The organism is Pseudomonas sp. MH9.2, from assembly GCF_034353875.1.
Classification (GTDB): domain Bacteria; phylum Pseudomonadota; class Gammaproteobacteria; order Pseudomonadales; family Pseudomonadaceae; genus Aquipseudomonas.
In genome coordinates, this window is sequence record NZ_CP133784.1 from 3,802,740 (window position 1) to 3,818,166 (window position 15,427).

The following is a 15,427-nucleotide window of genomic DNA, read 5'->3' on the forward strand; positions in this document are numbered from 1 at the left end:
CGGTCAAGGTAGCCGGCCTCCTTCGAACACCGTGAACTCCCCATCAGGCACTTTCGATTTAAGTGCCATGAGCCCCGCAGTGCAGGACTGGCAGGTCGGATAGGTTGAAAAAACCTCTATCGATTCCACCTTGGTAAAGTCAATTTTATCGGCGTTTAGTGCGTTCAATATCATGTGCTCGCTGTCCATCATCCTGTGATTTCCTGACGCGTTAGCGGTCAGGTCGGGAAGGAAGAGGGCCTCGTGAGGGTCCGCTTTACGCGTGCCGACCGGGTTTTTAGTTCGCTGAGCATTGATGTAATGCGTTTTGTCCGGCGACACCGCGATGCCTGCCTTGGTGATGTTCCAGTTTTTCAGCGTGGAGTCATCGCCTTTGTCGACCTGTTTTGTCAGTGGAAAATCAAGACGAGGCTTTTTTAAGCCTGACAGGCTGTAATAGACTTTCGTCGGTTGGCTGTCTGAATCTTTTGATTTGATTTTTACGTACGCGAAGTTTTTGTTTTCAGGGGTCAGGCGTTGTGTCGTTGCCCGCTGTGTAATGTTGTCTGCGGTAAATGTTGTCTCTGACACGTGCAGCCTGTTCAGTTCAGTGGCAATCCCCGCTCTCGCTGTCAGCGGAGTGTTCAGGTCGAGCGACGTCCATGAGGGCCTGTTAACACGAGCAGCCACAACAGCGCGGTCTTGAGTATATTTGCAAAAGAGTGCCGCCTGCTGAGGCGTAGTACCCATGTCGAAAGGCCCCCCTACAAATGTGCTGATGTAGGTTTCCCTTCCCGCAACGATGTCCCGCCTGATCGCGTTCAGGTCGGCGTCGATGACGGCGGGGCTAAGTTCTTTTATGTACCTGTTCGCATCATAAGAGCCATTATAAATATAGATAAGATAGTGTTCATCTTTGAGGCGGGTTGCCGAGTCCACGTTATTAATGTTCACCTGTATTCTGGTTAAGGCCAGCGACCGGTCGTCAAAAAAATTTCCAGAGTAATAAATGCCCTCGTCCGCCTGGGTAACGATGACTCTCGCGCCGCCGACTGTTCGTTTTGCGACAACAGCCGAAATGATACGGGTATCTTTTATACCCTCCACCAGACCCTCTTTAATCTCGATCTGTTTGAAAATATCGTTTCCCCCCGTAACGTTTGCCGTAATTTTCTGCTTGTAGTTTTTAGGCAGAAGTAGCGTGGTTGCTGGTTGTTTAATGAGTCGGCCGTTTTTTATTTCATGGACACTGCGTTGATGAACCAGTGTGCCCGTATCGGCGGCGGTCACGCGCCTATCTGTAAACCAGGGCACGGCATCGACCCCCTGTGTCCGGGCCGCGTCAACGTTACTGTGTCCTGCATTAATGAACCTGTTCGCGGCACACTTAATAAGGTCGTCCGGTGATCTTTTAAGTCGGCAAGGCACTTTCAAGAGCGGGTCCAATTCATCTGCTTTGTTTAAAGCCCGTGCCCGCTTCAATACAGACTGCCCGTTCTCGCGGGTTATCTTTTTATACGTAATGCCGCCAGCTTCCAGAAAGAGATCATCCCCCCAGCGCGTCCAATGTTTAGTAAGGTTCGGTGTCGTGTCCAAAAGCGTCCAGCCGCCATTCTGATCATTGAGTGCGATGTCTGTGGGCACATGGCGACTGAGGCTGCCTTGGTCGTTGATACGCATCAATGGCGCGCCATAGGGCTGACGTGTCATGGGGTCGACAAGATAAGGTGTCGAACCTTTTGCCGATGAACGAAGGTCATGATAAGTCAGCACGTTTTGATGCTGATTGACCTTTCGCACGCGATAGCGGCTGTCTGATAATGTCCAGGCGGCTTGTTGTTCGTCGGTGACCAGACGTAAACCCTTATTGCCATGACGGACTGTCGTCAGCCGATCCCTCAACTGTTTGACGCCAACCCGAAGTAAGCGCGTGCCTGCATGATTCAGTTTCAGGACGACGTGCGTGCCGGAGGTGAACAGGGTGAAAACTCCGTCTAACGGGTTAATTGCCGTCACTGCGGTGACAAGGTAGTTGCCGGCAAGAGGCGCCAGGCGGGGCAGGTTGGCTCTGAGGCCAAATGTCGCGGCATTGCGCACGAAGCGAAACGTGAGGCTGCCGACTTTTGCCAGCGGCGCTATTAGAGAAAGCACATCAAAAGCAAGTCCGATCGTGGCCATGATGATAGTGCGAAGGTCGCCCGACTTGATGCCCGAAACAAGATCTTCCAGTGGACCCCATATAGGGATGACGTAGTCTTTCAGAAACGCCACCGCATCGACCGAGCCGTCGAACAGGGTGACTCCCCTGGCCGCTTCGCGCAGTTTACTTTCGCTTTCGAAAAGATAACCTTGGGCCACGTCACGGCCTATCTGCGCCGCTCGCAACGGTCGCCAGGTCTCCGCCAGCGCTGTTGTGTGCTGGGCAGGAAGATACCCGTGGAGAAAGTGAACAACCGCGGTAGAAGTGGTGTTTAACAGCGGCGCAGCCCCTGTGGCGTGTGCGTTCAGGTCGAATGGCAGCAGCGTCCCACGACGCATAAAGGCGCTGTTGCGGAGCTTGATTGCATTGGATATCGGCGCAAGAGCGAGGTCATCCCTGCGACGGATAAACCCTGCATAAGGCAACACTTCATGAACGTTTTCTCGGCCTTCATGGGTGGCGTGGATGATGAATCCATACCGCGCCATCAGTGGCAGGAAATTGCGATCATCATCGTCCAGCGCAATGTTGGCGGTAGGTTTACGCAATCCATATAACTGAACATGGCCTTGTTCAATGGCGTCGCGTTCTTGCTTGGGAAGATCGCTGATGAGCGCCATGATGATGTGTTCATAGGCAGCCTTTGTGCTTTTCAGCCATGACCCGAAGTCGGCCTCGAATGCGGTGGGTATGTCAGGAAGGCCTTTGTATCTTAAAAACTGCGGGTGGAAGGCGCCAAGCTCATAGAGATAGGGCGGGATCCACGCAGGGTTATCCCCCTTTAATCGACCAGAGGCCAGCAGGTCCAGAGCCGAATAACTCGCGGGTCCGTTAGGGTAGAAGTTTCTGTAGTCGACTGAATAACGGCGTCTGTTGGCCTGTAGGGTCATGTCCAGGTCTGTCTCCGGAAAACTGATGAATTCAGTCTCTGGAGGCAAGTTCCATTCGGCCAGTGTTTTTCGTGTCATGTCCAGGCGTTGGGGGGCAGGTTGTTTAAGCTGTTGTATGGCGTTCTCTAGCGTTTCTTCGTGGTCGGTAAACTGCGCCATTGCCGTGTTGCGCTGTTCCGTTGAATAGCCTCCGTCTTCCGTGGGCTGGATCACTGTGTGCGCAGTGGCCCACTGTATGGCTGGCGGTGTAAGTGTTGCCGAAATCAATAACTCTTGTTCGGGTGTCGCCGTGCCGAGCAAGGTCGATGCATAGGTTGAGAGCTGCTGGTAATTCATCGTCAGCGCCGAGCCGGGTTCAATGGCGTGGGCAAGGTTGATGCCGTGTTGAAAATGCACCCACGCCGAACTCCATCGGTACCCGAGTTCGGGGGGCGAACCTTCAATCTGGAAGTCGACCGGGTAATGCGCTCTCAGCAAGAAACTGACCAGCACTGCCGTTTTGTCATAGGCCGCTATGCCGTGCTGCTGGTAGTGCTTTTCAATGTCGTCACGCAGGGCGCTGTAACTTTTCCCCGCGTTTTCTGGGCTTTCAAATTCATAGCCCAGCAGGTTTGAGGCAGGGTCCAACGCCCGCGCGAGCGCGTGATGTACCAGTTTCGCAACGATGGCCGGTGATGTCCTCTGGTGTGCGTGGGCTCCATACCAGCCCAGGGCAACTAGCAGGCTATGGGCAAGACGTTGTCCTTCGGCAGACTCCACGATCTTTGCAAACGTGGTCATTGGATAGGCGCGAATGTCGGCGATCAGCGACGACCTCAGAAAGGTCCCGCCGAGTTGATCCACCCAAGGCGCAGCACTGCCTGACATGAAGTGTTTGAGCGTCTCGATGACGAGTGCGCCGTCGATGTTCTCGCCGATATCTACCGTTTCACGGGTGATGATTCGAAGTACTGCTTCTTGGGTGGCTTGCAGCGCATCAATGCAAACCCGACTCTCGACCTGATTTGTTGGCGGCGTCAAACCATAGCGTTTCAGCAGTTGAAAGGGTTGTACCGTACCGTCGCCGTACAGTGCTCCACCCAGTTGATCTGCGGTATCAAACAGTGCTTTCAGGGCGTCCCTGAGTTCGTCCGATGCCCTGATGATCAGGGTCAGATCGTGATCTGTTCGTTCAGCATCATATCCGCGAAGCCCCTGGGTCCTGGTAATACTGACCTCGGTGAGTGACCCTATTTTTTGAGCCGCACAGACGTCGATAAATGTACGGGTGGCCGCGAAGGCATTCAACGTGTCGACTGCCGCGGCATAGTCCTTGTGAAAGGGCGTGCCGGGAGTGGGTTGAAGACGGGGTATTTCGAAGTTGAAATCGCTGGCAGTTTTTTTCGCAGTAAGCACGTCCAGCAACAGTGCGAAGTCACCCAATTCAGGGCGGCCCCAATGAGTGAAAGGTGTGTGTTTGGTCGGTGCTGCTAATGAGGTTTCAATGTTGGCGTTGAGCATTTCTATTGAGGTTGTCTCTAAAGATGTCATTTCCACGACTCGATCTATGCCCTCGCTGGGGGAGTCTTGTTCGTGCCCGCCCATGATCAATGGGTGGACCATCTAAGCCGGGAGCGCCAGGAAGCCTGCTTTACATAGTTATTGTGTGTGTGGGATTCACCAGGCGCTGGGCCGCAGAGGGACTTTCTGAAGGAAACCGTTCAGGGCGCAGGTTTTTTGGGCGCAAGCACTGTTTGTGTGCAACGCTTGCACCGCAGGTCAGACATGGCGCTTTAATGGTGCCCAACGCTGCTGCTGTACCGAGGAACCGCCGTATTTGCCCGGATGGCATAAGTCTTGCGCGGTTCCATTACCGTCCAGGCTCGCAGGAGGCACGCCGTGTCGATTCATATCGCCTTGCACCATGTCACGCATTACCGCTACGACCGCGCGGTCGAGTTGGGTCCGCAGATCGTTCGACTCCGTCCGGCGGCGCATAGCCGTACACGCATTTTGTCTTATGCCTTGAAAGTCCAGCCTGAGCAGCACTTCGTCAACTGGCAGCAGGACCCTCAAGGTAACTATCTGGCCCGCCTGGTCTTCCCCGAAAAGACCAACGAGTTACGCGTAGAGGTTGATCTGGTCGCCGAGATGGCGGTGTTCAACCCGTTCGACTTCTTTCTTGAGCCGTACGCGGAAAAAATCCCCTTTACCTACGCCAGCGATGAACAGCGAGAGCTGGCGCCGTACCTTGAAAAATTGCCGCTGACCCCGAAGTTTTCGGCTTATCTGGCGAGCATTGATCGCACGCCATTGCCTGCCATCGATTTTCTGGTGGCGCTGAACCAGCGCTTGAGCCAGGACATCGATTACCTGATTCGTATGGAGCCTGGCGTGCAGACGCCGGAATTCACCCTGGAAAACGCTTCCGGCTCATGCCGCGATTCGGCCTGGTTGCTGGTGCAGTTGCTGCGTCACTTGGGCATGGCTGCGCGTTTCGTGTCGGGCTACCTGATCCAGCTCAAGGCGGATGTCGAAGCGCTCGACGGGCCGTCCGGCACCGATGTCGATTTCACCGATTTGCACGCGTGGTGCGAGGTGTATCTGCCCGGTGCTGGCTGGGTCGGACTTGATGCAACGTCCGGTCTGTTCGCGGGCGAAGGCCATATTCCATTGGCTTGCAGCCCGGAGCCGTCTTCTGCGGCGCCGATCAGTGGCCTGGTCGAGCCCTGTGAAACCGAGTTCACTCATGAAATGTCGGTCGAGCGCATCTGGGAAGCGCCCCGCGTCACCAAGCCCTACAGCGAAGAACAGTGGCTGGCGATCCAGGCCCTTGGGCACAAGATCGACAGTGACCTGACCCGTGATGACGTGCGCCTGACCATGGGCGGCGAACCGACGTTTGTATCGATTGATGACCGTGATGGCGATGAGTGGAACACCGCCGCCCTCGGCCCAGAAAAACGTCGGTTGTCTGCCGAGTTGTTCCAGCGCATGCGTAAGCATTACGCGCCAAAGGGCCTCGTGCACTTTGGGCAGGGCAAGTGGTACCCCGGCGAGCAATTGCCGCGCTGGTCTCTGAACTGTTTCTGGCGTCGCGATGGGCAGCCGGTATGGCGTAACAACGCCTTGGTCGCAGATGAAACCGAAGACTACGGTGCCGATGGCACGTTGGCCGGACGTTTCCTTGCCAGCGTTGCAGAGCGCCTGAAACTGCCCGCGCGCTTTGTATTCCCGGCCTATGAAGATAATTTCTATTACCTGTGGCGCGAAGGTGCGTTGCCGCTGAACGTCGGGGCCGAGGATTCGCGTCTGGCTGACCCGCTGGAGCGTGATCGCCTGCGCAAAGTGTTCGCCCAAGGGCTGGACAAGGTCATCGGGCAAGTTCTGCCCCTGGCGCGCAATGCGGCGGGCGACCTGTGGCAGAGCGGTCGCTGGTTTCTGCGCGACAATCATTGCCGGCTGGTGCCGGGGGATTCGGCACTCGGTTATCGACTGCCGCTGGCGTCGCAACCGTGGGTCAAGGCGGCGGAATACCCATTCATTCATCCGACTGACCACAATCAGGCGTTTGCTGAACTGCCTGCCAGCGAGCAGTTGCAGACGCAGCTCCGCGGCTTGACCGAGCACGCAAACCCAGGCGCCGAGCGCGAGCCCAAGATCGATGAGTCGGCCGATTGGCTGACGCGTACCGCGTTGTGCGCCGAAGCGCGAGAAGGGCGGTTGTACCTGTTCATGCCGCCGCTGGAGAAACTCGAGGACTACCTCGAACTGGTCGCTGCCATCGAAGCCACTGCCGAGGAACTGCACTGCCCGGTATTGCTCGAAGGGTATGAGCCGCCCAGCGATCCACGGTTGTCGAATTTCCGGATCACCCCTGATCCGGGTGTCATCGAAGTCAATGTGCAGCCCTCTGCCAGTTGGGATGAGTTGGTTGAACGCACCGAATTTCTCTATGAACAGGCGCGGCTGACACGTCTGACCACCGAGAAATTCATGATCGATGGTCGCCACACCGGTACCGGCGGTGGCAACCATTTCGTCCTCGGCGGCGCGACCCCTGCGGACTCACCCTTTCTACGGCGTCCGGATTTGCTGCGCAGTTTGCTCAGCTATTGGCACAACCATCCCTCATTGTCGTATCTGTTTTCCGGCTTGTTTATCGGCCCGACCTCACAAGCGCCGCGTGTCGATGAGGCGCGCAACGATTCGCTGTACGAACTGGAGATTGCCTTCGCGCAAATGCCGGAACCGGGCGAAGAATGTGCGCCGTGGCGGGTGGACCGGTTGCTGCGAAACCTGTTGATCGATGTCACCGGCAACACGCACCGCGCTGAGTTCTGTGTCGACAAACTCTACTCGCCTGATGGTGCGACGGGGCGTTTGGGCCTGCTGGAGCTGCGCGCTTTTGAAATGCCTCCCCATGCCCGCATGAGCCTGGCTCAGCAGCTGTTGCTGCGTGCATTGGTCGCGCGTTTCTGGCGTGAGCCGTATGCGCCCGCCAAGTTGGCGCGTTGGGGCACCGAGCTGCACGACCGCTTCATGCTGCCGCACTTTATCGAACAGGATTTTGCCGATGTCATCGTCGAGCTGAATGCCGCCGGTTATCCAGTGCGTGCCGAATGGTTTGCCGCGCATCTGGAGTTCCGTTTCCCGAAAGTCGGCGATTACGCGGTCAGCGGCATCGAACTGGAAGTGCGTCAGGCACTGGAGCCCTGGCATGTGCTGGGTGAAGAAGGGGCTGCGGGAGGCGCGGTGCGCTATGTCGACTCGTCGCTGGAGCGCTTGCAGATCAAGGTCAATGGCTTGCCGCCGCAGCGTTACATGCTGACCTGCAATGGCATCGCGGTGCCGCTGCAGCCGACAGGACGGGTCGGCGAGTTCGTTGCGGGCGTGCGTTATCGTGCGTGGCAGCCCTCCAATTGTTTGCAGCCGACCATCCCGGTGCACGCGCCGTTGGTGTTCGACCTGCTCGACACGTGGATGCAGCGTTCGCTGGGGGGTTGCGAGTATCATGTCGCGCATCCTGGGGGGCGCAATTACGAGACGTTGCCGGTGAATGCCAATGAGGCAGAAAGCCGTCGTCTGTCGCGTTTCTTCCGTATTGGCCATAGCCCCGGCAAGCTGCAAGTGCCGTTGTTGAGCATTAATGATGAACTGCCGATGACGCTGGATATGCGCCGCCACTAGCAAGCCCATTGAGGGAGATGCCACGCGCAGGGTTTGCCTGAGCGCGTGACATTTTTCTGTACTCATTCGATGTCTTTTGTTGTCTGCCGAGACTTTCATGCCTGACCTGCTTGACCGTTATCCGCTGACTGCGGGTACTTATCACGAGATGCTCGATGCCAGTGGCGCTGTTCGTCCGCATTGGCAGCGCCTGTATGAGCATCTGCAACGCAGCACGCCCGCGCAGTTGATGCAGCGTCAGGCGTTGCTGACTCGGCAGATTCAGGAAAACGGGGTGACCTACAATGTCTATGCCGATCCAAAAGGCGCAGACCGGCCTTGGGAACTCGATCTACTGCCACACCTGATACCGGCTCAGGAATGGCAGCACGTCGCTGCGGGCATCGCTCAGCGGGCGCGATTGCTCAATGCGGTACTGGCCGACCTGTACGGTCCTCAGCAGTTGATCGCCGACGGCTTGCTGCCGGCGGAACTGGTGTTCGGGCATAACAATTTTCTGTGGCCGTGTCAGGGCGTGAAACCGCCCGAAGGCACGTTCCTGCACATGTACGCTGTGGATTTGGCGCGCACTCCCGACGGCCGCTGGTGGGTAACCGCCGACCGTACCCAGGCGCCCTCGGGGGCCGGTTTTGCGCTGGAAAACCGGCAAATCGTCTCGCGCGCGTTCCCGGACATGTACCGCGACTTGCAGGTGCAGCACCTGTCGGGCTTTTTCCGCGCCTTGCAAGAGACGCTGGTGCGCCAGGCGCCCAGCGACAACGAAGCGCCACTGGTGGTTCTGTTGACCCCCGGCCGCTTCAACGAAAGCTACTTCGAACACCTTTATCTCGCTCGCCAACTGGGTTATCCGCTGGTCGAAGGCGGCGATCTGACGGTGCGCGACGCCACGGTTTACCTGAAAACGCTCAGTGGCCTGCGTCGGGTTCACGCGATCATGCGTCGGCTCGACGATGACTTCTGCGATCCATTGGAGTTGCGCACCGACTCTGCGCTGGGCGTTCCCGGCTTGCTCGAAGCGGTGCGCCAGGGGCGGGTACTGGTCGCCAACGCCTTGGGCAGCGGCGTTCTGGAATCACCTGGCTTACTGGGCTTTCTGCCGAAAATCAATCAGCACCTGTTTGGTGAAGAATTGATCCTTCCGTCCGTGGCGACATGGTGGTGCGGCGAACCTCCGGTGCTGGCCCAGGCGCTGGAAAAACTTCCCGAACTGCTGATCAAACCTGCGTTCCCGTCACAAAGTTTCACGCCGGTGTTCGGTCGCGATTTGAATGTCGAGCAGCGTCAGGCATTGGCAGAGCGGATGCAGGCCCGGCCTTACGCGTATGTTGCGCAGGAGCTGGCGCAACTGTCCCACGCACCTGTGTGGCAAACCGATGGCGATCAGTTGCAACCTCGGGCGATTGGTATGCGGGTGTATGCGGTCGCCAGCGCCGACGGTTATCGGGTGCTGCCGGGTGGGTTGACCCGGGTGGCTGCCGAGGCCGATGCCGACGTAGTGTCGATGCAGCGCGGCGGAGCGAGCAAGGACACCTGGGTCTTGGGTGAGCGTGTCTATGGTGTTGAACCGTGGAAAGGCCAGCGTGCCCTGGGTGTGCGTGACCTGATTCGACGTGATCCTTATCTGCCATCGCGGGTGGTGGAGAATTTGTTCTGGTTCGGCCGCTACTGCGAGCGTTGCGATGACAGCGCACGGTTGCTGCGGATCATGCTGGCGCGCTATGTCGATGGTGACGACCCTTTGGCCCTGCAAGCGGCGGTAAAGCTGGGCGAGAGCCTGCACTTGCTGCCAGACGAGGAAGAGGGGGGCGAACTGCACGAGCGTTTGCTCGCGGGACTGTTGGGCGAAGACGGGGTCTTCAGCCTGCGGGCCAACCTGCAACGCCTGCAGTGGGCGGCATCGCAAGTGCGCGGCAAGCTGTCGCGAGAGAACTGGCAAGCGTTGGTTGAACTGCAGCGCGAAACCACAAGTCTGGAAACAGACGATCCTGACTTTGGTGAACTGCTGGACTTCCTCAACCGTCTGGTGATGTCACTGGCAGCCTTGTCCGGCTTTGCTCTGGACGACATGACCCGCGATGAAGGCTGGCGCTTTTTGATGATCGGTCGACGTATCGAGCGGCTACGGTTTCTCAGTACCAGCCTGGCGGCGTTTCTGCGCGATGCTGCGGTAAACGATGACGCGGGCCTGGAGTGGCTGTTGGAGCTGGGCAATAGCAGCATCACCTACCGCTCGCGTTACCTGGCAGTGCCGCAATTGATTCCGGTGCTCGACTTGCTGTTGCTCGATGAGCAAAACCCGCACGCGGTGTTGTTCCAGTTGAAGCTGGTGTCGAGTTCGCTGGTCCGTTTGAACGAAGACTTCGGCGCGCCTCGCGATACCAGCTTGCCGTTATTGATCAGACGCCTGTCGGCCTTCGACCTTGGCAGCCTGGAGAACTCGCTGTTCGGCCAGGGCAGCGTGCGCGCTGTACTCGATGGTCTGGCCGATTTGCTGCAGAGCATCGGCGAGGCCAGCGGCCAAGTGTCGGACCGATTGGCCTTGCGCCATTTTGCCCACGTCGATGATGTCAGCCAGCGTACGGTGTCCGTCTGATGAGCGCCCATTACCAGATTTTTCACGACACTCATTATGAATACGACAGCCCGGTGTCCCTGGCGCAGCAATTGGCCCATTTGTGGCCACGGCCTTGCGCTTGGCAGCGTTGTACCGAGCAGCAATTGCTGATCACTCCGACGCCCACCAGCCGACGGGATGAGCTGGATGTATTTGGCAATCCGCTCACGCGTCTGGCATTCGAGCGACCGCATGATGAGTTGCGGGTCAACGCACGACTGCGGGTCGAAGTGTTGGCCCGGCCGTCGCTGGACTTTAGCCTGTCCGCCGATTGGGATGCCACGCGCAGCGCGTTGACCTACAGCGGGCGGCCGATGTCACCAGCGATTCTAGAAGCGTGCCGGTTCCGCTTCGAGTCCCCGTATGTGCATTTGAAACAAACCTTCGTCGACTTCTCCGAAAGCTGTTTTCCGCACGATCAGCCGTTATTGCTGTGCGTGCAGGCGTTGATGGAGAAGATTTTCAGTGAGTTCACCTTCGACGGTGAAGCCACTCAGGTGGCAACGCCGCTGGTCGAGGTGTTGGAAAATCGACGCGGGGTGTGTCAGGACTTTGCCCACTTGATGCTTGCCTGCCTGCGTTCGCGCGGCCTTGCGGCACGCTATGTCAGCGGTTATCTGCTCACCCAGCCACCGCCCGGCCAGCCACGCATGATTGGCGCAGATGCGTCGCATGCCTGGATTTCGGTATTTTGTCCGGTGTTGGGTTGGGTCGATTTTGATCCGACCAACAATGTGCAGCCAGCGTTGGAGCACATCAGCCTGGCCTGGGGCCGGGATTTCTCCGATGTATCGCCGTTGCGTGGGGTGATTCTGGGGGGAGGCAGTCATGACCCGGAGGTTCGGGTGACGGTGATGCCGGTCAGCGCCGAGGCCGATTGACCTTGGTTAATACATTCTGAAGGGGGAGGTGCCATGGTCTGCCGCATGAGCGACAGACGTGGCGTACGGGCTTCGTCGATTGGCGAAGCCCCGCGGTTTCAGCTGGCAGGCGTTTGCTCTGGAGTCGCCTCAGCGTCGTCGGCAGGCTCTTGGCCTTCAACGGTTTCGCCTTCTGCGCCGGTTTCAGTCAGGGCAGCATTCTTTTTCTGCAGCTTTTCCTCTTTCTTCTGCTCTTTTGCCAGATCTCTCTGACGTTTGGCGAAGGAATAGTTAGGTTTAGCCATGGGCGGTCCTCTGTATAAGGCGGGAAATGCCGCTATTCTGCCTGAGAACCGGGTCGGGCACACGGCGTTGTGTGCTCAACGGTCTCTGCGAGGCATTTGACCGGCTGGTCAGGTCGGTTTTTGGTCTGCCCACTTCGGGGCTGCCAAGGGTTTCCAGGCCTCCAGGGCGTCCAGCAGTTCGCTCGGCGACTTGCTGATCTGCAGCATGCCGCGGTGCTGCTCGCGGACAAAACCTTCGCTGGCCACGTGGTCGAGAAAGTCGGTCAGTTTGCTGTAAAAACCGTTCACGTCCATCAGCCCCAGCGGTTTGGCGTGATAGCCCAACTGGCCCCAGGTCCAGACTTCGAACATTTCTTCCAGCGTCCCCAAACCACCCGGTAGAGCGATAAAGGCATCGCTTAGTTCCGCCATGCGCGCTTTGCGGGCGTGCATGCCATCGACGACTTCGAGTCGGGTCAGGCCTTTGTGGCCGATTTCAGCATTTTGCAGGCTTTCGGGGATGATCCCGATCACTTCGCCGCCCGCCGCCAAGGCGGCATCGGCCACGATCCCCATCAGGCCGACGGCACCGCCGCCGTAGACCAGAGTCAACTTGCGTTCAGCCAAGGTACGGCCCAACGCAATCGCAGCTTCGCGGTACACCGGGTTAGTACCGGCGCTGGCACCGCAAAATACACATACGGATGTTAAAGACATTGCCTGCTCCATGATCATCGATGCTCACAGAGTAAGGGCTCGGGCACCTCAGTCCAAGCGCCAGTCGCGTCCTGGTTATTCGTAATGGTGTTCATAGGTACCGCTGGCGCCGCACGCATAAGCGGCAAACAAGCTGCGAAACAGGCTGTTGAGGTGCATGATGTGTGCTCCAGTGAGTGATGATGGCCCCATGTTAGGGCGTCGCTACTCGCTTGGCTGGTTGATTGTTTCGATGACGTCGATAGCTGTAGACAGTGACATGCGTTGCGTTGACGCAGGTCATTGGAACTTGACCGCAGATCAGGCAGTCTTCCAACAGACAGTTTTTTCAAAAAAATTACCCTGCCTTGGAGATTCACCATGCTTCGTAAACTTGTTGCTGTATCCCTGCTGACATTAGTCAGTGGCCACCTGTTGGCGGCAGAGTGCAAGGTCGACATCGATTCCACGGACCAGATGTCCTACAGCACTAAAGAAATCACTGTCGACAAAACCTGCAAAACGTTCACTGTTAATCTGACCCACTCCGGCAGCTTGGCAAAAACTGTCATGGGCCATAACTGGGTGTTGGCCAAAGAAGCTGACGCGCAACCCGTCGCTACCGACGGTATCGGCGCAGGCATCGACAAAAATTACCTGAAAGACGGTGATGCCCGGGTCATTGCGCACACCAAAGTCATTGGTGCTGGCGAAAAGGATTCGGTGACGTTCGATGTGTCGAAGCTTAATGCCGCTGAAAAATATGCGTTTTTCTGCACGTTCCCAGGCCACATCAGCATGATGAAAGGCGCTATCGTCCTGAAGTAACGCTTGCGCACAGTGTCATGGCCCGGCCCCGCGTCGGGCTATGACGCTTCAGCCATCCTGAATGTCATGCGAATGGTTTTACCCGCCAGCTCATTGCGGCTCACGGCGCCTCCCGGGCGACGCGGCCTGCGCTGATCGCTGATCAGTGTCCACTGCCGATTCGCGGCATGGCAGGTCAAGAGCGATTGCAGGTTTTGCCCATCCGGCTGGGTATACGTCTGCCAACTGCATATCCCGCGATATTCCTTTTCCCCGGATTCGGGAAACCCCGGTACACCTTTTTGCAGCGCATCACGCACGGCGATTGCGCCGCTGGTCGTACTGCTGCGTTGCGCGTACCCGGCCCCATAAAAACCCTCCGTGACGAAATCCACTTCGCTTAACTGCAGCGTGCAGTCTGGAAGGTGCCACGCCAGCGGTACTTCAAAGCTGAATGTCTGCGGTAAATCGCTTGGGCGAGTGTCCAGGTGTAACTGTGGGTGGTGATAAGGGCAGCCGTGCTGGCCCGGCATCGGATCGTATTGGGCCGTTCCCCGCAGGGCGGTGTTCGCGGGCATTTCGCCAATCAACATAAAGTGGGTGCTGCTGCGGTAACCGCTGTCGTTGGCGGGGGGCTCGCAGGTGGCGATTGCGATCCAGCTGATGACGCCGAGACCAGCGAACAGTGGAAGAAACCAGGCACGCTGAATCATCGAAAGGCGTTGAAGGTGATAAGCCCTGTAGGCACTGAGCATCCAACTGAGTCCTTGCGCGAAACGTCTGACAACAGGTTGCCTAACGCATCGCGCCAACTCAATGGGTTAACAGAAATCGGGAAGTTTCCTACAGCGCTATGCTCGGTGCAGTGTGTTCTTCTTCAGGACGTCATCTTAAAGATGGCCTGCGCATTGCTGCTGTCGAAGTTCAGATCGAGCTTGTCGTCGACGGGGTCGAGTTTGCGCTGGATAAATTCGACAAACGAGCCGGGCACCTGATGCTCATGCAACTGGCCATTGGTGTCCGCCATTGCGCGACTCACGGTGCAGGCCTTGTAGGCGGTTTGCATCACTCGGCCCGATGCGGACACTTCGATGCAGGCCTTCATAGGCCGATCCTTGCGGTTCTGGTCGGCCACTAAAGCCTCAAGGTCGGTGACCCGGTCGGTCAGGTGATTGAAGCTATTGCCTTCGGTGGCGATCCAGGCCATTTCCGCGCTCTCGCTCAGGACTTGCTGATAATCCGCGTGCTGCACCACGCCATGCTGGCGCTCGAATGCGTCGTACAGCCCCGGCAGCAAGCGATACGCTTCGGCCAAGGTGCAGTGACGGGTCAGTTGCAGGCGTTTGAGGATGCTCAAGTGCTCGGCGTTCAGCGGATCGCGGCTGGAGCGGGCCACGCGGCTGACGGCCCCCTGAAACGCTTCGCTGAACCGACCGGGATGCAGTTCGGAAACGAAGAACTGGGCGATGTCTTCCGGCAGATCTTGCTGGCGATAAGCCCAGCCAGTCATGTTCAGTTTGGTCAGTGGATACGTGCGCACGTCAGTAAAGCCCAACGGCTCCAGTAAGCGAGTGAACGCCAGGCGACCGCGCGGCAGTTCGCCGTTATCGAACCAGTCCACGGTACGAATCGCGCCGTGGTCGAACAGCACTTTGCGGCCATTTTCGGCTTGTTCGTCGACGTATACGCGACCTGCTGGCACAGCCTCCACCAGCTTGTGGAGTAGGCACAGGTTCAGCGCTTCAGCCAACCACGCGCGATGCAGCGCGCTGTCGCTCCAGCTGAAGGCGTGCAGCCCTTCCGGTACTTCGACGTGGGATTCAAGCCACTGCGCAGCAGGTTGGCCGACGACGGAGGCGACGAGAGAGAAAAGGCCTTGGAACGAGGACATGGGCAGCGGCTCTGGCTGAATGAGAGGTGCCTATGAA

At 57.8% G+C, this 15,427-nt stretch carries 9 protein-coding genes; 4 read left to right on the plus strand and 5 right to left on the minus strand.

What is annotated here, in order from left to right:
- Positions 1-3: 3 nt before the first annotated feature.
- The gene (locus tag RHM55_RS17655) at positions 4-4,599 is read right to left on the minus strand and encodes a hypothetical protein (RefSeq protein ID WP_322177583.1); all 4,596 of its coding nucleotides are present in this window, start codon (positions 4,597-4,599) and stop codon (positions 4-6) included.
- A gap of 348 nt (positions 4,600-4,947) precedes the next feature.
- Between RHM55_RS17655 and RHM55_RS17660 the strand changes: the two genes are divergently transcribed.
- The 3 genes from RHM55_RS17660 to RHM55_RS17670 all read left to right on the plus strand — a co-directional run bounded on the left by RHM55_RS17660 (position 4,948) and on the right by RHM55_RS17670 (position 11,733).
- Positions 4,948-8,238 carry a transglutaminase family protein gene (locus tag RHM55_RS17660; protein ID WP_322177584.1) on the plus strand — a complete coding sequence of 1,097 codons (3,291 nt, stop codon included), beginning with the start codon at positions 4,948-4,950 and terminating at the stop codon, positions 8,236-8,238.
- A gap of 97 nt (positions 8,239-8,335) precedes the next feature.
- Positions 8,336-10,831 (plus strand): circularly permuted type 2 ATP-grasp protein, encoded by a 2,496-nt coding sequence (locus RHM55_RS17665; RefSeq protein WP_322177585.1) that lies wholly within the window; start codon positions 8,336-8,338, stop codon positions 10,829-10,831.
- Complete coding sequence (locus RHM55_RS17670) at positions 10,831-11,733, plus strand: transglutaminase family protein (RefSeq protein ID WP_322177586.1); 903 nt, start codon at positions 10,831-10,833, stop codon at positions 11,731-11,733. The genes RHM55_RS17665 and RHM55_RS17670 overlap by 1 nt, the downstream gene beginning before the upstream one ends.
- 98 nt (positions 11,734-11,831) lie before the next feature.
- Here RHM55_RS17670 and RHM55_RS17675 read toward each other — a convergent pair whose 3' ends face one another.
- Together RHM55_RS17675 and RHM55_RS17680 are read right to left on the minus strand one after the other, a co-directional pair.
- A complete protein-coding gene (locus RHM55_RS17675; protein WP_219062446.1) occupies positions 11,832-12,017 on the minus strand; it encodes a hypothetical protein in 186 nt (61 codons plus the stop codon).
- 108 nt (positions 12,018-12,125) lie between these two features.
- Positions 12,126-12,713 carry a TIGR00730 family Rossman fold protein gene (locus tag RHM55_RS17680; RefSeq protein WP_322177587.1) on the minus strand — a complete coding sequence of 196 codons (588 nt, stop codon included), beginning with the start codon at positions 12,711-12,713 and terminating at the stop codon, positions 12,126-12,128.
- 360 nt (positions 12,714-13,073) lie between these two features.
- Between RHM55_RS17680 and azu the strand changes: the two genes are divergently transcribed.
- Positions 13,074-13,520, plus strand: coding sequence for an azurin (gene azu, locus RHM55_RS17685; protein WP_322177588.1), 447 nt, complete (start codon positions 13,074-13,076; stop codon positions 13,518-13,520).
- A 38-nt stretch (positions 13,521-13,558) separates the two neighbouring features.
- Here the strand turns inward: azu and RHM55_RS17690 are convergent, their stop codons facing one another.
- Positions 13,559-14,254: a hypothetical protein gene (locus RHM55_RS17690; RefSeq protein WP_322177589.1), complete on the minus strand. Its 696-nt coding sequence runs from the start codon at positions 14,252-14,254 to the stop codon at positions 13,559-13,561.
- A gap of 122 nt (positions 14,255-14,376) precedes the next feature.
- Complete coding sequence (locus RHM55_RS17695) at positions 14,377-15,390, minus strand: 2-oxoadipate dioxygenase/decarboxylase family protein (protein ID WP_322177590.1); 1,014 nt, start codon at positions 15,388-15,390, stop codon at positions 14,377-14,379.
- Between the last annotated feature and the right edge of the window lie 37 nt (positions 15,391-15,427).

Coding starts and splice junctions, on each gene's coding strand:
- RHM55_RS17695 (WP_322177590.1), bottom strand. CDS start 15,390: ATGTCCTCGTTCCAAGGCCTTTTCTCTCTCGTCGCCTCCGTCGTCGGC.
- RHM55_RS17670 (WP_322177586.1), top strand. CDS start 10,831: ATGAGCGCCCATTACCAGATTTTTCACGACACTCATTATGAATACGAC.
- azu (WP_322177588.1), top strand. CDS start 13,074: ATGCTTCGTAAACTTGTTGCTGTATCCCTGCTGACATTAGTCAGTGGC.
- RHM55_RS17665 (WP_322177585.1), top strand. CDS start 8,336: ATGCCTGACCTGCTTGACCGTTATCCGCTGACTGCGGGTACTTATCAC.
- RHM55_RS17655 (WP_322177583.1), bottom strand. CDS start 4,599: ATGACATCTTTAGAGACAACCTCAATAGAAATGCTCAACGCCAACATT.
- RHM55_RS17675 (WP_219062446.1), bottom strand. CDS start 12,017: ATGGCTAAACCTAACTATTCCTTCGCCAAACGTCAGAGAGATCTGGCA.
- RHM55_RS17680 (WP_322177587.1), bottom strand. CDS start 12,713: ATGTCTTTAACATCCGTATGTGTATTTTGCGGTGCCAGCGCCGGTACT.
- RHM55_RS17690 (WP_322177589.1), bottom strand. CDS start 14,254: ATGCTCAGTGCCTACAGGGCTTATCACCTTCAACGCCTTTCGATGATT.